The 17,637-nt window shown below is 67.1% G+C and carries 13 protein-coding genes and 3 rRNA genes; 3 read left to right on the forward strand and 13 right to left on the reverse strand.

Annotated elements, in window-relative coordinates; translation table 11 throughout:
* Positions 1 to 19: 19 nt before the first annotated feature.
* The 5 genes from rrf to BR98_RS09410 form a co-directional block, all read right to left on the reverse strand.
* Positions 20 to 136: ribosomal RNA gene (rrf, locus tag BR98_RS09390) — 5S ribosomal RNA — on the reverse strand.
* A 137-nt stretch (positions 137 to 273) separates the two neighbouring features.
* Positions 274 to 3,389 (reverse strand): 23S ribosomal RNA (locus BR98_RS09395).
* Between the two features lie 280 nt (positions 3,390 to 3,669).
* A 16S ribosomal RNA gene (locus BR98_RS09400) occupies positions 3,670 to 5,191 on the reverse strand.
* The 16S, 23S and 5S rRNA genes sit together here, the layout of an rRNA operon.
* 628 nt (positions 5,192 to 5,819) lie before the next feature.
* On the reverse strand, positions 5,820 to 7,085 hold the full coding sequence (tyrS, locus tag BR98_RS09405) for a tyrosine--tRNA ligase (protein ID WP_035843798.1): 1,266 nt from the start codon (positions 7,083 to 7,085) through the stop codon (positions 5,820 to 5,822).
* Between the two features lie 94 nt (positions 7,086 to 7,179).
* On the reverse strand, positions 7,180 to 7,821 hold the full coding sequence (locus tag BR98_RS09410; protein ID WP_035841660.1) for a DNA-3-methyladenine glycosylase: 642 nt from the start codon (positions 7,819 to 7,821) through the stop codon (positions 7,180 to 7,182).
* Between the two features lie 149 nt (positions 7,822 to 7,970).
* On the opposite strand from BR98_RS09410, the gene BR98_RS09415 reads away from it, so the two are divergent.
* Positions 7,971 to 8,510 (forward strand): HNH endonuclease, encoded by a 540-nt coding sequence (locus BR98_RS09415; RefSeq protein ID WP_035841661.1) that lies wholly within the window; start codon positions 7,971 to 7,973, stop codon positions 8,508 to 8,510.
* 6 nt (positions 8,511 to 8,516) lie between these two features.
* Here BR98_RS09415 and BR98_RS09420 read toward each other — a convergent pair whose 3' ends face one another.
* From BR98_RS09420 to BR98_RS09445, 6 genes are all read right to left on the reverse strand, one after another.
* Complete coding sequence (locus BR98_RS09420) at positions 8,517 to 10,289, reverse strand: outer membrane protein assembly factor BamB family protein (RefSeq protein WP_035841663.1); 1,773 nt, start codon at positions 10,287 to 10,289, stop codon at positions 8,517 to 8,519.
* A 64-nt stretch (positions 10,290 to 10,353) separates the two neighbouring features.
* The gene (locus tag BR98_RS09425; protein WP_035841664.1) at positions 10,354 to 10,650 is read right to left on the reverse strand and encodes a 4a-hydroxytetrahydrobiopterin dehydratase; all 297 of its coding nucleotides are present in this window, start codon (positions 10,648 to 10,650) and stop codon (positions 10,354 to 10,356) included.
* Positions 10,651 to 10,693: 43 nt separating this feature from the next.
* On the reverse strand, positions 10,694 to 11,452 hold the full coding sequence (locus tag BR98_RS09430) for a sulfite exporter TauE/SafE family protein (RefSeq protein WP_035841666.1): 759 nt from the start codon (positions 11,450 to 11,452) through the stop codon (positions 10,694 to 10,696).
* Positions 11,453 to 11,672: 220 nt separating this feature from the next.
* Positions 11,673 to 12,704: an SPFH domain-containing protein gene (locus BR98_RS09435; protein WP_035841667.1), complete on the reverse strand. Its 1,032-nt coding sequence runs from the start codon at positions 12,702 to 12,704 to the stop codon at positions 11,673 to 11,675.
* A gap of 93 nt (positions 12,705 to 12,797) precedes the next feature.
* Complete coding sequence (locus BR98_RS09440; RefSeq protein ID WP_035841668.1) at positions 12,798 to 13,220, reverse strand: NfeD family protein; 423 nt, start codon at positions 13,218 to 13,220, stop codon at positions 12,798 to 12,800.
* 111 nt (positions 13,221 to 13,331) lie between these two features.
* Entirely contained in the window at positions 13,332 to 14,123 is a 792-nt protein-coding gene (locus tag BR98_RS09445; RefSeq protein ID WP_035841670.1) for an ABC transporter ATP-binding protein, read from the reverse strand.
* A gap of 170 nt (positions 14,124 to 14,293) precedes the next feature.
* On the opposite strand from BR98_RS09445, the gene BR98_RS09450 reads away from it, so the two are divergent.
* A complete protein-coding gene (locus tag BR98_RS09450; protein WP_051969498.1) occupies positions 14,294 to 15,106 on the forward strand; it encodes a hypothetical protein in 813 nt (270 codons plus the stop codon).
* 27 nt (positions 15,107 to 15,133) lie between these two features.
* Here the strand turns inward: BR98_RS09450 and BR98_RS09455 are convergent, their stop codons facing one another.
* Together BR98_RS09455 and BR98_RS09460 are read right to left on the reverse strand one after the other, a co-directional pair.
* On the reverse strand, positions 15,134 to 15,805 hold the full coding sequence (locus tag BR98_RS09455; RefSeq protein ID WP_051969499.1) for a response regulator: 672 nt from the start codon (positions 15,803 to 15,805) through the stop codon (positions 15,134 to 15,136).
* On the reverse strand, positions 15,798 to 16,937 hold the full coding sequence (locus BR98_RS09460; RefSeq protein WP_051969500.1) for a GAF domain-containing sensor histidine kinase: 1,140 nt from the start codon (positions 16,935 to 16,937) through the stop codon (positions 15,798 to 15,800). Before BR98_RS09460 ends, BR98_RS09455 begins: the two co-directional genes overlap by 8 nt.
* Positions 16,938 to 17,044: 107 nt before the next feature.
* Between BR98_RS09460 and BR98_RS41055 the strand changes: the two genes are divergently transcribed.
* Positions 17,045 to 17,254, forward strand: coding sequence for a hypothetical protein (locus BR98_RS41055; RefSeq protein WP_035841671.1), 210 nt, complete (start codon positions 17,045 to 17,047; stop codon positions 17,252 to 17,254).
* Positions 17,255 to 17,637: the final 383 nt, after the last annotated feature.

The raw sequence follows: 17,637 nt of genomic DNA on the forward strand, positions 1-17,637 counted from the left end.
CCACGGCCTATGAAGAATTGTTCGGCGGTGTCCTACTCTCCCACAGGGTCCCCCCTGCAGTACCATCGGCGCTGTGAGGCTTAGCTTCCGGGTTCGGAATGTAACCGGGCGTTTCCCTCACGCTATGACCACCGAAACCCTATCGGGTATTCAGCGAACACACTTTTCAGTTGAAATAGTGTTGCTTTTTTGGCAGGGCCGAATAAATCGACCCAGTGTTCGCCGGCGATAGCTGTTCGCTACCCGGGAACCACACAGTGAACGCGAGCGTCTGAGGACAAGCCCTCGGCCTATTAGTACCGGTCAGCTCCACCCATTACTGGGCTTCCACATCCGGCCTATCAACCCAGTCGTCTACTGGGAGCCTTACCCTCTCAAGGAGGTGGGAGTGCTCATCTCGAAGCAGGCTTCCCGCTTAGATGCTTTCAGCGGTTATCCCTCCCGAACGTAGCCAACCAGCCATGCCCTTGGCAGGACAACTGGCACACCAGAGGTTCGTCCGTCCCGGTCCTCTCGTACTAGGGACAGCCCTTCTCAACACTCCTACGCGCACAGCGGATAGGGACCGAACTGTCTCACGACGTTCTAAACCCAGCTCGCGTACCGCTTTAATGGGCGAACAGCCCAACCCTTGGGACCTACTCCAGCCCCAGGATGCGACGAGCCGACATCGAGGTGCCAAACCATCCCGTCGATATGGACTCTTGGGGAAGATCAGCCTGTTATCCCCGGGGTACCTTTTATCCGTTGAGCGACGGCGCTTCCACAAGCCACCGCCGGATCACTAGTCCCTGCTTTCGCACCTGCTCGACCCGTCGGTCTCACAGTCAAGCTCCCTTGTGCACTTACACTCAACACCTGATTGCCAACCAGGCTGAGGGAACCTTTGGGCGCCTCCGTTACCCTTTAGGAGGCAACCGCCCCAGTTAAACTACCCACCAGACACTGTCCCTGATCCGGATCACGGACCCAGGTTAGACATCCAGCACGACCAGAGTGGTATTTCAACGACGACTCCACCAAGACTGGCGTCAAGGCTTCAAAGTCTCCCACCTATCCTACACAAGCCGAACCGAACACCAATATCAAGCTATAGTAAAGGTCCCGGGGTCTTTCCGTCCTGCTGCGCGAAACGAGCATCTTTACTCGTAATGCAATTTCACCGGGCCTATGGTTGAGACAGTCGAGAAGTCGTTACGCCATTCGTGCAGGTCGGAACTTACCCGACAAGGAATTTCGCTACCTTAGGATGGTTATAGTTACCACCGCCGTTTACTGGCGCTTAAGTTCTCAGCTTCACCCGGACGAATCCAAGCTAACCGGTCCCCTTAACGTTCCAGCACCGGGCAGGCGTCAGTCCGTATACATCGCCTTACGGCTTCGCACGGACCTGTGTTTTTAGTAAACAGTCGCTTCTCGCTGGTCTCTGCGGCCGGCCCCAGCTCGGGCAGCAAGTGCCTCCACCAGTTCCGGCCCCCCTTCTCCCGAAGTTACGGGGGCATTTTGCCGAGTTCCTTAACCATAGTTCACCCGAACGCCTCGGTATTCTCTACCTGACCACCTGAGTCGGTTTGGGGTACGGGCCGCCATGAAACTCGCTAGAGGCTTTTCTCGACAGCATAGGATCATCCACTTCACCACAATCGGCTCGGCATCAGGTCTCAGACTATATGCAAGGCGGATTTGCCTACCTTGCGTCCTACACCCTTACCCCGGGACAACCACCGCCCGGGCTGGACTACCTTCCTGCGTCACCCCATCGCTCACCTACTACAGACTTGGACCACCGGCTCCACCACGTCCCTTTGTCCGAAGACTCCGGGCCGGCTTCACGGGCTTAGCATCACCTGGTTCAGCGTTGGCGCTTCAAAGCGGGTACGGGAATATCAACCCGTTGTCCATCGACTACGCCTGTCGGCCTCGCCTTAGGTCCCGACTTACCCTGGGCAGATCAGCTTGACCCAGGAACCCTTGGTCAATCGGCGCAAGAGTTTCCCACTCTTGTATCGCTACTCATGCCTGCATTCTCACTCGTATCCCGTCCACGACTCGATTCCTCGGCCGCTTCACCCGGAACACGACGCTCCCCTACCCATCCACAGCGTCGTTGGACGTATTCTGTGAATGACACGACTTCGGTGGTGTGCTTGAGCCCCGCTACATTGTCGGCGCGGAATCACTTGACCAGTGAGCTATTACGCACTCTTTCAAGGGTGGCTGCTTCTAAGCCAACCTCCTGGTTGTCTCTGCGACTCCACATCCTTTCCCACTTAGCACACGCTTAGGGACCTTAGTCGGTGTTCTGGGCTGTTTCCCTCTCGACCATGGAGCTTATCCCCCACAGTCTCACTGCCGCGCTCTCACTTACCGGCATTCGGAGTTTGGCTAAGGTCAGTAACCCGGTGAGGCCCATCGCCTATCCAGTGCTCTACCTCCGGCAAGAAACACGTGACGCTGCACCTAAATGCATTTCGGGGAGAACCAGCTATCACGGAGTTTGATTGGCCTTTCACCCCTAACCACAGGTCATCCCCCAGGTTTTCAACCCTGGTGGGTTCGGTCCTCCACACGGTCTTACCCGCGCTTCAACCTGCCCATGGCTAGATCACTCCGCTTCGGGTCTTGGGCATGCAACTCAAACGCCCTATTCGGACTCGCTTTCGCTACGGCTACCCCACACGGGTTAACCTCGCTACACACCGCAAACTCGCAGGCTCATTCTTCAAAAGGCACGCAGTCACGGCTGGTCCGAAGACCAACGACGCTCCCACGGCTTGTAGGCACACGGTTTCAGGTACTATTTCACTCCGCTCCCGCGGTACTTTTCACCATTCCCTCACGGTACTATCCGCTATCGGTCACCAGGGAATATTTAGGCTTAGCGGGTGGTCCCGCCAGATTCACACGGAATTTCTCGGGCTCCGTGCTACTTGGGAGAAGCTCAAGTGAGCCGCTAATGTTTCGTCTACGGGGGTCTTACCCTCTACGCCGGACCTTTCGCATGTCCTTCGACTACACCAACGGTTTCTGACTCACCCAGCCGCCGGCAGACGACTGAAGAACTTTCCCACGACCCCGTATCGGCAACCCCTGCCGGGTCTCACACCAATACGGTTTAGCCTCATCCGGTTTCGCTCGCCACTACTCCCGGAATCACGGTTGTTTTCTCTTCCTGCGGGTACTGAGATGTTTCACTTCCCCGCGTTCCCTCCACGCACCCTATGTGTTCAGGTGCGGGTGACAGCCCATGACGACTGCCGGGTTTCCCCATTCGGACACCCCCGGATCAAAGCTCGGTTGACAGCTCCCCGGGGCCTATCGCGGCCTCCCACGTCCTTCATCGGTTCCTGGTGCCAAGGCATCCACCGTGCGCCCTTAAAAACTTGGCCACAGATGCTCGCGTCCACTGTGCAGTTCTCAAACAACGACCAGACACCCACCTACACCACCCGAAAACGAGCACTGTCCGTGGGACCGGCATCCTCGAGGTTCAGACCATGACGGCCATTCCCTCAGGACCCAACAACGTGCCCGACACACCAGACTCAAGAACGCTTTCCACGCCGAAGCAGTACTCACGAACCATCACCCAGTGTGCCGAATAGTCAACGTTCCACCCATGAGCAACCGTGCGAGACATTCGCTCGCAACCGGCCATGTGCTCCTTAGAAAGGAGGTGATCCAGCCGCACCTTCCGGTACGGCTACCTTGTTACGACTTCGTCCCAATCGCTGGTCCCACCTTCGACGGCTCCCTCCCAAGGGTTAGGCCACCGGCTTCGGGTGTTACCGACTTTCGTGACGTGACGGGCGGTGTGTACAAGGCCCGGGAACGTATTCACCGCAGCATGCTGATCTGCGATTACTAGCAACTCCAACTTCATGGGGTCGAGTTGCAGACCCCAATCCGAACTGAGGCCGGCTTTTTGGGATTCGCTCCGCCTCGCGGCATCGCAGCCCTTTGTACCGACCATTGTAGCACGTGTGCAGCCCAAGACATAAGGGGCATGATGATTTGACGTCGTCCCCACCTTCCTCCGAGTTGACCCCGGCAGTCTCCTGTGAGTCCCCACCACCCCGAAAGGCGTGCTGGCAACACAGAACAAGGGTTGCGCTCGTTGCGGGACTTAACCCAACATCTCACGACACGAGCTGACGACAACCATGCACCACCTGTATACCGACCACAAGGGGGCGACTATCTCTAGCCGTTTCCGATATATGTCAAGCCTTGGTAAGGTTCTTCGCGTTGCGTCGAATTAAGCCACATGCTCCGCTGCTTGTGCGGGCCCCCGTCAATTCCTTTGAGTTTTAGCCTTGCGGCCGTACTCCCCAGGCGGGGAACTTAATGCGTTAGCTGCGGCACCGACGACGTGGAATGTCGCCAACACCTAGTTCCCAACGTTTACGGCGTGGACTACCAGGGTATCTAATCCTGTTCGCTCCCCACGCTTTCGCTCCTCAGCGTCAGTAATGGCCCAGAGATCCGCCTTCGCCACCGGTGTTCCTCCTGATATCTGCGCATTTCACCGCTACACCAGGAATTCCGATCTCCCCTACCACACTCTAGCCTGCCCGTATCGAATGCAGACCCGGGGTTAAGCCCCGGGCTTTCACATCCGACGCGACAGGCCGCCTACGAGCTCTTTACGCCCAATAATTCCGGACAACGCTCGCACCCTACGTATTACCGCGGCTGCTGGCACGTAGTTAGCCGGTGCTTCTTCTGCAGGTACCGTCACTTGCGCTTCTTCCCTGCTGAAAGAGGTTTACAACCCGAAGGCCGTCATCCCTCACGCGGCGTCGCTGCATCAGGCTTTCGCCCATTGTGCAATATTCCCCACTGCTGCCTCCCGTAGGAGTCTGGGCCGTGTCTCAGTCCCAGTGTGGCCGGTCGCCCTCTCAGGCCGGCTACCCGTCGTCGCCTTGGTAGGCCATTACCCCACCAACAAGCTGATAGGCCGCGGGCTCATCCTGCACCGCCGGAGCTTTACACCCAGAACCATGCGGTCCCAGGTCATATCCGGTATTAGACCCCGTTTCCAGGGCTTGTCCCAGAGTGCAGGGCAGATTGCCCACGTGTTACTCACCCGTTCGCCACTGATCCACCCCGAAGGGCTTCACCGTTCGACTTGCATGTGTTAAGCACGCCGCCAGCGTTCGTCCTGAGCCAGGATCAAACTCTCCGTGAATGTTTTCCCGTAATCGGGTCGACACCCGCGCAGAGCGGCACGACAATCAGCGGAATAGGCCGACCCCGTGCACTGCGTCCTCGCTAGTGTTTTACTTCAAAAGGAATCTCCAACCCGAACCAGAAGGTCCAGGCCGGGGATGTCAACATATCTGGCGTTGACTTTTGGCACGCTGTTGAGTTCTCAAGGAACGGATACTTTCTTCAAGCCGCTCTCGCAGGCTCTCCGAGTGTTTCGTTCATGTTTCCAGCTTATCAGATCCGGCGCAGTGCCTTTTCCGACTTCCTGGCTGGCCAGGTCCGTCTTTCCTGCTTTCGCGGCGACCGTCACTCTACTGTATTTCCGGACCAGGTCCGGACCATGCTGAATCCGAAGGGAAAAAGCGAGGCTGGTAAATCAGTAAATGTGATGGTCGCACCGTTCGGGTTCCGGGTCGGCCTCTCGGCTGCCCTGCTGCCCGCCCGGGTTCAGGCGACTCGGTCAACACTAGGCCAGCCGAGCGGCTCCGTCAAACACGGAGGGGCCAGATCTGACCAGATCTGGCCCCTCCGGGCTGTCTTCCCAGCTCAAGGCTGGTACCGATCAAGCCACCTGACAGACTCTCAGCGTCCGGTGGAGTGAAACGGCATCAGTTCGTGACCAGCTCCACGGCCGCGAGGTTGCGCTTGCCGCGGCGCAGCACCAGCCAGCGGCCGTGCAGCAGATCGGCCTCGGTGGGGACCGCGTCCTCGTCGGCGACCTTCGCGTTGTTGAGGTACGCGCCGCCCTCCTTCAGGGTGCGGCGGGCGGCCGAGCGGCTCGGGGCCAGGCCGACGGCGACCAGCAGGTCGGCCATCGGGGCCAGCTCCGTGACCGTGGCGCGCGGCACCTCGGCGAGGGCCGAGGCCAGGGTGGCGGCCGCCAGTTCGGCGAGGTCGCCCTGGCCGAACAGCGCCTTGGAGGCGGCGACGGCGCGCTCGTACTCCTCGGCGCTGTGCACCAGGGTGGTGAGCTCCTCGGCCAGCGCGCGCTGGGCGAGGCGGGCCTGCGGACGCTCGGCGGTCTCCCGCTCCAGCTCCTCGATCTCCTCCTTCGAACGGAACGAGAAGATCCGCAGGAAGGTGGCGACATCGCGGTCGTCCGCGTTGAGCCAGAACTGGTAGAAGGCGTAGGGCGTGGTCAGCTCGGGGTCGAGCCAGATGGTGCCGGACTCGGTCTTGCCGAACTTGGTGCCGTCGGCCTTCACGATCAGCGGGGTGGCCAGGGCGTGCACCGACTTGCCCTCGGCCTTGCGGATCAGGTCGGTGCCGGCGGTGAGGTTGCCCCACTGGTCGCTGCCGCCGGTCTGCAGGGTGCAGTTGTAGCGGCGGTTCAGCTCCAGGAAGTCCATGCCCTGGAGGATCTGGTAGCTGAACTCGGTGTAGCTGATGCCCGCGTCGGAGTTGAGCCGTCGGGCCACGGCCTCCTTGGCGATCATGTTGTTGACCCGGAAGTACTTGCCGACGTCGCGCAGCAGGCTGATCGCCGACAGGCCCGAGGTCCAGTCGAGGTTGTTGACCATGCGGGCCGCGAACGGGCCCTCGAAGTCGAGGAACTTCTCGATCTGGCCGCGCAGGCGAAGGACCCAGCCGGCCACCGTCTCGGGGTCGTTGAGCACTCGCTCGGCGGTCGGCTTGGGATCGCCGATCAGACCCGTGGCGCCACCGACCAGGCCCAGCGGCAGGTGTCCGGCCTGCTGGATCCGGCGCATGGTGAGGATCTGCACCAGGTTGCCGAGGTGCAGGCTCGGCGCGGTCGGGTCGAAGCCGCAATAGAACGTGACCGGGCCGTCCGCGAACGCCTTGCGCAATGCGTCCTCGTCAGTGGAGAGGGCGAGCAGCCCGCGCCACTGCAGCTCGTCGACGATGTCCGTCACGGTCACGGTTCTCCTTGGTCGGGTCGGGTCCGCCGCTGGGCGGGCCGACAGCATCAGGCTTGGTTCCAGCGTGTCCGAGGGTACGCGGTCCGCGCTAGCCGGTTTTACTCGGTGAGCGTCGGCGCGGGGTGTGCGCGCGGTACGGGCTGACCGTGGGATCGCCGTCGATCCAGAACCGCCAGGGGGTGTCGGCGGCGGTGGCGACGCCGGTGCGCGGGCCGGTGCGGATCCGCGCGGCGGGCGGCGGGGTGCCGGGGAGCAGGCTGAAGACCGGCCCGTCGACCACGTCCTCGCCGTCCTGGGCGCGGTCGACGCCGAGCGCGAGGGCGAGCCGGGCCGGGCCCTGGGCGAGGTCGTGGTCGCGTCGGCTGGTGCTGCGGCGGCTGCGGGCCAGTGCCACTCCCCCGGTCACCTCGCCGGCCCTCAGCAGCACTCCGCCGGGGTGGAGTTCGGGGCCGCAGACCAGGTTGAGGCAGAAGTGCATGCCGTAGGTGAAGTACACGTACGCGTGGCCGGGCGGGCCGAACATCACGGCGTTGCGCGCGGTGCGGCCGCGATAGGCGTGTGACGCGGGGTCGTCAGGTCCCTGGTAGGCCTCGACCTCGGTGAGGCGCAGTTCGACGCTGCCGGCGGGCAGGGTGCAGCGCAGCACCCGGCCGAGCAGGTCGGGGGCCACCTCGGGGGACGGGCGGTCGAAGAAGCCGCGCGGGAGGGGGGCGGCAGGGTCCTTGGGCACGAGCCGAGCCTAGGGCCTGTCCGCCTCTGCCGGCCGAGGCCCGGGCAGCCGCGTTGAGCGGCGGAAATTCCGTTGTCCGGCAGGCCTCTTGAAGGTCACAGTGGTCGGGTCCGCCGGACGGCGGCGAAGGCCTGGGAGGTGCCCGGAAGATGCGCAACACGCTGGTGCTGAACGCGAGCTACGAGCCGCTGTCGACGGTGTCGCTGCAGCGTGCGGTGGTGCTGGTGCTCCAGGACAAGGCCGTGGTCGAGCAGGCCCATCCGCTGCGAGTGGTGCGGGCGACGGGTCTTTCGGTGCCGGTACCCCGGGTGATCAGGCTGCAGCGGTACGTCAGAGTGCCGTTCCGACAACGGGCCCCGTGGTCGCGGCGCGGTGTGCTGGTCCGTGACCAGCACCTGTGCGCCTACTGCGGGCGGCGCGCGACCACGGTGGACCACCTGGTGCCCAAGTCGCGCGGCGGTGCCGACAGCTGGCTGAACACCGTGGCGGCCTGCGCCGAGGACAACCAGCGCAAGGCCGACCGGACGCCGGAGCAGGCCCAGATGGTGCTGCTGCGGCGCCCGTTCGAGCCGACCCCGGAGGCCTCGCTGATGCTGGCGCTGGGCCTGCGGGCCGGTGAGGCCGGGGAGCTGGCCGACTGGCTGCCGCAGCCGGTGTCGGTGTCGGCGTCACAGCCGGTGCCGGCCTGACGGACGTCAGCTCTTGGCCTGGTAGGCCGTCGCCGTGCCGAAGTGGGTCGAGTGCTCGGGGACGGCCAGCACCCGGCCGCCGCCGATCAGCACTCGGCCCGAGGTGAGCAGCGAACCGGTGTCCCGGGGAAAGCCGCCGCCGACGCTCTCCTGACCGGTCGTCAGGGCGAACCGGCTCAGGTGGGCGGGCTGGCCGACCCGCTCGTCGGCGCCCAGCACCAGCGCGCCGTTGTCCAGGCCGACCGCGCGGACGGTGCCCTTCTCGTTGACGGCGGTGTGCCAGAGCTGCTTGCCGTTGCCGAGGTCGTAGGCGGCCGCGGCGAGGGTGCCGTCGGCGGCGGCCAGGGTGCTGACCAGGGTGTGGTCCTGGAAGAAGACGGTGGGCACCGGGTCGAAGGTGCCGTGGGTGGCGTCCAGTCGGGAGCCGTCCTGCATGATCGCCACGGTGCCGGCCGGGTCGCCGTTCTGGCCGAAGGCGAGGACCTTCTCGTCGGTGGGCTGGTCGCCGGTGGTGAGCAGTGCGGCGGGTTCGGCGGACAGCACGCTGACGGTCTTGGGCTGGCCGTCCAGTCCGTGCGACCAGGTCACCTTGCCGTCGGCGACGCCGAGCGCGACCACCTGCTCGCCGGGGTTGCTGTCGGCGCAGGCGCTGTGCAGCAGCACGGTGGCGCCGGAGGCGTTGCCGGAGAGGGTGCAGAACTTGCCCTGGCCGCCGTACTGCCAGGCGTCCTTGCCGTCGGCGGCGGCCCAGGCGGACACCTTGTCGTCGCCGACCGCGATCACCTTGTCGTCGGTGACGGCGACGTGGGCGGCGTACGGGTTGTTGGTGTCGGAGAGCTTCTTGGTCCAGGCGGTCTTGCCGGCCTTGGTGTCGACGGCGGCGAGCAGGGTGCAGGGGCTCTTCGGGTCGGCCTGGGTGCGGAACAGTGCGCCGCCGAGGCCGGCCGGGTTGACGGTGGGTGACAGGCCGCAGGGCACGGCGCCCTGGGCGGGGGCGTCCAGGGTCCAGGTGGGCTTGCCGGTCGCCAGGTCGTAGGCGTGCACGCCGGTGCTGTCGGCGCGGACCAGGGCGTCGGCCAGCAGCCAGCTGCCGGTGAGGGTGTCGTCGCCGCCCTGCTGGGGGGCGGCGGCCGGCTGGGCGGCCCAGATCTTGTTGTGGGCGACGGCGAAGCCGGTGTCACTGGCCGGGCCGGCCGGCGTGCTCTTGCTGCCGCTGCCGCCGCTGGTGACCACGATGCCCGCGGTGATCAGGACGGCGAGCGCGGCGACACCCGCGGCGCCGCGGATCAGCAGGGCGCGGCGGTCGGGCAGGCCGTCGGTGGCGAGGACGCCGGAGACGGCGCCCTTGGCGGTGGAGCGGGCGCGGTCGAGCAGGGAGCCGCCGCCGCGCCGGGGGCTGGAGGCGGGGTCCGAGCCCGGGGCCGGGTCCGCGGCGGGGTCGGTGGTCGGGTCCGCGGCGGGCTGGGCGTCCGGTTCGGGGGCCGGGACGGCCACCGGCTCCAGCGGGTTCAGCGGGTCGGGGTCGGCTGCCGGGGCGGGGACCGCGTACGGGTCCACGTACTGCGGTGCCTCGACCTGCTGGTACTGGTCCTGCTGGAACGGCTCCTGCGAGTACGGCTCCTGCGAGTACGGCCCCGGCTGGTGCTGCCCCGGCTGGTACTGCTCCTGGTAGCCGTGCCACTGCCAGGTCTGGTCCCCCGGCTGCGGCTGGTACTGCGGTGGCTGCTGGTCGGTCCCGGGGTACCAGGAGTGCTGGTACTCGTAGCCGTCCTGAGTCATGCGTTCCCTTTGTCCCGACTGCGTCTGGCAGCCGCCAGCATCTCACGCCACCCGGGGTGGGTACTCAGGATTCGCGCAGCGCCCGGTCGATCCTGGCCGCGAGTTGGAGGTCCAGGCCGGTCAGGCCGCCGGCGCTGTGGGTGGACAGGACGAAGCTGAGGGTGCGCCAGCGGATGTCGATGTCCGGGTGGTGGTCGAGCTCCTCGGCGGCCTCGGCGACCGCCACCACCACCCGGATCGCGGCCGGGAAGTCGGCGGCGTCGGCGGTCCTGGCGATCGAGTCGCCCTGGCGCTGCCAGCCGGGGAGTTCGGCCAGTCCGGCGGTGATTTCGTCCTCGGTCAGCAGGATGCGGTTGGTCATGTTTCCCGAGCTTAGGGGACCGAGGACGAAATCTGATGGAACGTCAGCTGATCAGCAGCTTGGTGACCGCGATCAGGCCGACCACCACGATCAGGCCGCGCAGGGCGACGGGTGGCAGGCGGCGGCCGACCTTGGCGCCGATAAGGCCACCGAGCGCCGAGCCGACCGCGATCAGCAGCGCCACCAGCCAGTCGATGTGGGCGGTGAACATGAAGAAGATCGCGGCGACAGCGTTGACGATCAGCGCCAGCACGTTCTTGACGGCGTTCATCCGCTGCAGTTCGTCGCGGAGCAGCATGCCCATCAGGGCGAGCAGCAGGACGCCCTGGGCGGCGCCGAAGTAGCCGCCGTAGATGCCGGTCAGGAAGACACCGGCGACCAGGGCGGGGCTGCCGTCCGGGTGGGTGGTGGCGCCGCCGCGGGCGGCGACCGCGCGGGCCACCCGGGGCTGGATCACCACCAGGACCAGGGCGAGCAGGATCAGCACCGGGACGATCGCGTCGAAGGCCTTGCTGGGCAGCCGGGTGAGCAGCATCGCGCCGAGCAGGCCGCCGAGCATCGACGCGATGCCCAGCCGGATCAGCCGGCCGCGCTGACCGACCAGTTCGCGCCGGTAGCCGATCGCACCGCTGACCGATCCCGGCACCAGGCCCAGCGTGTTGGACACGTTGGCGGTGACCGGGGGCAGCCCGAACGCCAGCAGGACCGGGAACGTGATCAGCGTTCCCGATCCCACGATGACGTTGATGGTGCCCGCGCCGGCTCCGGCGGCGAAGACCGCCAGTCCTTCCCAAGGAGTCATGGACTCGTCCCTACGTCTCGCGTGTCCGCCCCCGGTTCCGGGTGGCGGCTCTCGCGATCATTCCGGACGACGGCCCCGCCGCCCAGCGGGTTTCAGGATGAGAGACAACACGTGAGACGGTGCGGACGATCCACTTACTCCGCGTCGACCTGCTCCGGGTCGGCTTGATCCGGGTCGGCTTGATCCGGCGACTTAACGCGGGTCGACTTGCTCCGGCGGCCTACTCCGGGTCGATCTGCGGGTACTCCCTGGTCGGGGTGACCCGGGGCCGGGCAGCGCCCTTGTCGTCGGCGTCGAGCGGGCGCGGACCGTTGCCGCCGGCGGGGACCTGCTTCGTCAGGTCCGGGCTGGGAGCCGCAGCGGCGGGGCCGGCGCTCTGGCCGGCCAGTCCGCCGAAGGCGCCGCCCAGCCCCTTGAGCGCGTCGCCGACCTCGCTGGGGATGATCCAGAGCTTGTTGGCGTCGCCCTTGGCCAACTCGGGCAGGGTCTGCAGGTACTGGTAGGCGAGCAGCTTCTGGTCGGCGTCGCCCTCGTGGATGGCCTCGAAGACGGTGCGGATCGCGGCCGCCTCACCGTCGGCGCGCAGCACGGCGGCCTGCGCCTCACCCTCGGCGCTGAGCACCGCGGCCTGCTTCTCACCCTCGGCGCGCAGGATCGCGGCCTGCCGGGCGCCCTCGGCGGTCAGCACCGCCGCGCGCTTGTCCCGTTCGGCGCGCATCTGCTTCTCCATCGAGTCCTGGATGGAGGTCGGCGGCTCGATCGCCTTGAGCTCCACCCGGTTGACCCGGATGCCCCACTTGCCGGTGGCCTCGTCCAGCACCCCGCGCAGCCCGGCGTTGATCACCTCGCGGGAGGTGAGGGTGGACTCCAGGTCCATCGAGCCGATGATGTTGCGCAGTGTGGTGACGGTGAGCTGCTCGATGGCCTGGATGAAGCTGGCCACCTCGTAGGTCGCGGCCCGGGCGTCGGTCACCTGGTAGTAGATGACGGTGTCGATGTTGACCACCAGGTTGTCCTGGGTGATCACCGGCTGCGGCGGGAACGGGACCACCTGCTCGCGCAGGTCGATCCGGTTGCGGATGGTGTCGACGAACGGCACCACGATGTTGAGGCCGGCGTTCAGGGTCCGGGTGTAGCGGCCGAAGCGCTCCACGATCGCCGCGCTGGCCTGCGGGATCACCTGGATCGTCCGGATCAGTGCGATGAGCGCCAGCACAACCAGAATGATCAGCACGATGAGGACGGGTTCCACGGTGTCTCCCCTGGACAACTGGACGAGCTCTGACAACTGCCGTGTACGACTGGACAACTGGACGACTGGACGGCCTGCGCCTGCCGCCGGCTGCTAGTCGACCAGGGCGGTGGCGCCCTGGATTTCGATGACATCCACTTGCTGGCCCGGCTCGTAGACATGGTCCGGATGCAGCGAGCGGGCCGACCAGATCTCGCCGTTCAGCTTGATCCGTCCGCCCGTCTCGTCCACCCGTTCCTGCACGACGGCCCTGGCTCCGAGCAGCGCCTCGATGCCCATCCGGACCTGCGGGCCCTTCTTGAGCTGCCGGTAGGCGATCGGCCGGACCACCACCAGCATGGCCACCGCGACCCCGACGAAGACGAGGAACTGCCAGACCACCCCCGCCCCGAGCCCGGCGGCTATCGAGGCCGCGACCGCGCCGACCGCGAACAGGCCGAACTCCGGCAGCGCGGTGGCCGCCAGCGGCACGCCCAGACCCACGGCGACCAGCAGCCACCACACCCAGCTGTCCACAGAGCCATCCTAGGGAGGAAACGACGTCCGGTGTGGTGGGTTCCCGCAGGTGGACGGCTGGAAACCGGTCATCTGTGCGCGCTCGCGCCGGGCGCGGTCAGGCAAAGGCTCTCAGCCGAGCGGCAGGCCCTGGGCCGACCAGCGGTCGCCGTGCCGCTCCAGGGTCAGCGGCAGGCCGAAGCAGAGCGAGAGGTTGCGCGCCGTCAGCTCGGTGTCGATCGGGCCGGCCGCCAGCACCTTGCCCTGACGGATCATCAGCACGTGGGTGAAGCCGGGCGCGATCTCCTCGACGTGGTGGGTGACCATCGCCATCGCCGGGGCGTAGGCGTCCTGGGCCAGCGCGCCGAGGCGGCGGACCAGGTCCTCGCGGCCGCCGAGGTCCAGGCCGGCGGCCGGCTCGTCGAGCAGCAGCAGCTCGGGGTCGGTCATCAGGGCACGGGCGATCAGGGTGCGCTTGCGCTCGCCCTCGGACAGGGTGCCGAACTGGCGCTGCTCGTAGCCGCCCATGCCGAGCCGGTCGAGCAGCAGCAGGGCACGCGACTCGTCGGTGGTCTCGTAGGTCTCCTGCCAGGTCGCGGTCATGCCGTAGGCCGCGGTGAGCACCGTCTGCAGCACGGTCTGCTCGCGCGGGATCCGGTCCAGCAGCGAGACGCCGGCCAGGCCGATCCGCTGGCGCAGGTCGAAGACGTCCACCGAGCCGAGCTTCTCGCCGAGCACGGCGACCTGGCCGCTGGTCGGGTGCAGGTAACTGGCGGCCACCTGGAGCAGGGTGGTCTTGCCGGCGCCGTTCGGCCCGAGGATCACCCAGCGCTCGCCCTCGGCCACCGACCAGGAGACCTGGTTGATCAGCGCGCGCCCCTCGCGGACAACGGAAACGTCAACCAGCTCCAGCACGTCGCTCATGCCTACGCTTCTCCCAATCCAGTGCAGCTACTCGAGCAGATTCTCGGCCGTCGGTGCGGGCGGGCAGCCTACTCCGCCGACCTGGTGGGCGGGGAGGGAGCGGGTTGCGCGCACAGCAACAGGGCAAACCTACGCCACCCGGATGTCGGCGTTGTCCGTAGGCTGGCGGGATGCCGCTGACACCTGCATCGTCACCTGCCGCCGACCCGTTCGCCGAGCCCCGCTCCGCCCGCCTGACCGCCTGGGGCAACTCGCTGCTGGCCGGTTTCGCACCCCCGGACCACGTGGTGGAGGAGGTGGTCGGCAGCGACGAGAGACACCGGATGGTCGGGCTGCCCGGGGACGTCGAGGGCGAGCAGCACGCGCTCAGCTGGGGGCTGGGGCGGCTGCGGGTGCTCGGGGTGAAGGGCCTGCGCCTGGCCCTGCCCGCCGAGGGGCACCCGCTGGGCCTGACCGGCCCGGCCCCGTTCAACGTCGCGGCGCTGGCGGTCGGCGAGGCGGTGCTGGCCGTCGGGGTGCCGATCGGCTTCGTCCCCGAGATCGAGGTGTACGGCCCGCCCGGGGACCAGTCGGCCACCGTGCTGTGGCGCTGCCTCGAGGTGCGGGACGCGCCACCGGCCGACGTGCCGTCCCTGTACGAGGCCGAGCGCGAGCTCGCGGAGGGCCTGCGCGAGACGACCCTGCTGCTCTCCCGACTGGATGTCGCCGGCGCCGGCCCGGAGGCGCTGCGGGCGCTGGAGCAGTACCGGCGACGGACACACGGTTCACTGCTCGCGCCCGGCTACCCGCCGCGGGCGGTACGGGTGCTGGAGTCGGCGCGTCAGGTCTCGGCACTGCTGAACATCGCGGCGGACAGCCACGGCGCCGCGGTGAGTGCGGGTGAGATGGCCGCCCGGGCCGCGGCGCTGACGCCGCTTCGGCGCACGGCGCGGCGGGCGCAGGTGGCGGCGTACAACGCGCTGGTGGACGAGGCTTCGTCGTAGTTCCTGCTGAACGTCTGTGTGCAGCCCTTATGCATCTCCGTGGCGGACGGCCCAGAGGGCGGCCTGGGTGCGGTCGGCCAGGTCCAGCTTCATCAGGATGTTGGAGACGTGCGTCTTGACCGTCTTCTCGGAGAGGTTGAGGCTGCGGGCGATCTCCCGGTTGGAGCGGCCGTCCGCGATGTGCCCGAGCACCTCCCGCTCACGCTCCGTCAGGGTCCCGCCCCGGCCCTGCGGAGCGCGCGGGGAGTCGTCGGCGAGCAGTGCGCCGGCCAGCTCGGGCTGGAGCAGCACATGGCCGGCGTGCACCGAGCGGATCGCCCCCGCCAGCGCCTCCGGGTCCACGTCCTTGTAGACGTAGCCGGCCGCGCCCGCGCGCAGCGCCGGGACCACGGTGCGGTGTTCGGTGAAGCTGGTGACGATCAGCACGCGGGCCGGGTTGCCGTCCGCCTTGAGCCGCTTGAGGGCTTCGAGGCCGTCGACGCCGGGCATCTTGAGGTCCATCAGGACGACGTGCGGGGAGAGCTCCTGAGCCTTCGTCACGCCCTCGGCGCCGTCGGCGGCCTCACCCACCACCTCGATGTCGTCCTGCACTTCGAGGAAGGTACGCAGGCCGCGGCGGACCACCTGGTGGTCGTCGACCAGCAGCACCCGAATCCTGTCCCTGCCGCTGTCGCTGTCCTTGAACGTCTCGTCAGGCACCGGGCACCTCCAGTTCGATGACGGTCCCCTGCCCGGGAGCCGAGGTGAGGGTCAGGCGGCCGCCGACAGTCTGCGCGCGGTCGCGCATCGACACCAGTCCGAGGTGGCGGCCGGCTCGACGGACCGACTCGGGGTCGAAACCGCGGCCGTCGTCGGTGATCCGCAGAACGGCGCCGCGGGTGCTGGTGCCCCTGAGCGTCACCTGCACGTGCTTCGGCTCGGCGTGCCGCAACGCGTTGTGCAGCGCCTCCTGGGCGATCCGCAGGACGGCCGCCTCCTGCGCGGGCGGCAGGGTGCGCACGCCGCCGTCCTCGTCGAAGGCGACGGTGGCGGTGTGCGCGCGGTCGAGCACCTGCACCTGGGAGGCCAGGGTGGCGACCAGGCCGTCCTCGTCCAGCGCGGCCGGGCGCAACTCGACCACCACGGCGCGCAGCTCGTCGGCCGCCTCGGCCGCCAGCCGGGCGACCTCGTGCAGCTCCTGCTTCGCCCGAGCCGGGTCCCGGTCCACCAGAGTGGCCGCGGCCTTCGCCGTCAGGCGCAGGCTGAACAGCTTCTGCGAGACCGCGTCGTGCAGGTCATGGGCGATCCGCGCGCGCTCGCCCGCCAGCGTCAGCTCCCGGCTGCGCTCGTACAGGCGGGCGTTGGCCAGCGCTATCGAGGCGTGCGCGGCGAGGATCCGCAGCAGCCGCTCGTCGCGGTCGGTGAAGCCTCCCGCCTTGTTGGCGAGGAAGATCGCGCCGAGGATCTCCGCACCGTCGAGGATCGGCATCCCGAGGAAGTCCTTCATGTCCGGATGCGCCTCGGGCCACCCCTCGAAGGCCGGCGCCTTCCTGACATCGGCCAACCGGGTCGGCGTCACCTCGTGCAGCATCGTCGCGAGCACCCCGTGCTGACGCGGCAGTGGCCCGATCGCCTTCCACTGCTCGTCGGTCACCCCGTCCACCACGAACTGCGCGAACCCCCCGTGGTCGTCCGGCACCCCGAGCGCCGCGTACTCGGCCCCCAGCAGACTCCGCGCGGAAGCGGTGATCCGCCGCAGCACCTCACGCACCTCGAGATGCCCACTCATCGCAAGCACCGCATCACTCACGGCCTCGAGCCCGCCAAGCGCCTCACCGTCGATCTTCCCCATGGGGGAACGGTAGCGCGGGGCGGCGGTGGCGGGCGTGGGGCTGGGGGCGGGGTGGGGGTGAGACGTGGGGCTTAGGTCCCCTGTCGCTCACCGATCTGGTGGATACGGTGGGCGGTGCGGTAGCCCTGGACAACCTCGCCCCGATCGCCCTCCTCACCCGCAATCCCGAGGGCGACCTCAGACCGGCCTCCAAGCCCGAGGTGGGGAGTGAGCCCGAAGCGCGGAGACCGGACCGCGCCGCCCCCGATCGGAGACGAGCACGCCTTCGCTTCGCCAACACCGAGGCCGCCGACGGCTGGGAGCACCTGAGCCGCTAAGACGCGGGCAACCCGCGCCGAGCCTACGAGAAGATCCGGGCCACTCCCCACTCCGCAGACAATCCCTCAAGGGCCAGGAACTCGAACGCTGGCAGTACGAGGTCACCGGCGGTGCACGTATCTGGTATCTGCTGGACGATGCCAACCAAACCGCCTGGATCACCTATGCGGGCACCCGCAACCTCAAGGCCACGGACTGACCTTCTCCCCTGCACACCCACCGCAGGTGACGTCCCCACTACCACTGCCACTCAAGGCATTTGAGCCGGGTGGCAGCGAGCCAGTTGAAGCGGGTTTAGCTCCCTCTCCTGCATAGAATGTGATCATGCGCATGGAAAACCAGTGTCGATGACGTGCCACACTGCTTCCAGTGCGATGACTAG

The sequence above is a fragment of the Kitasatospora azatica KCTC 9699 genome, from assembly GCF_000744785.1.
Taxonomy (GTDB): Bacteria; Actinomycetota; Actinomycetes; order Streptomycetales; family Streptomycetaceae; genus Kitasatospora; species Kitasatospora azatica.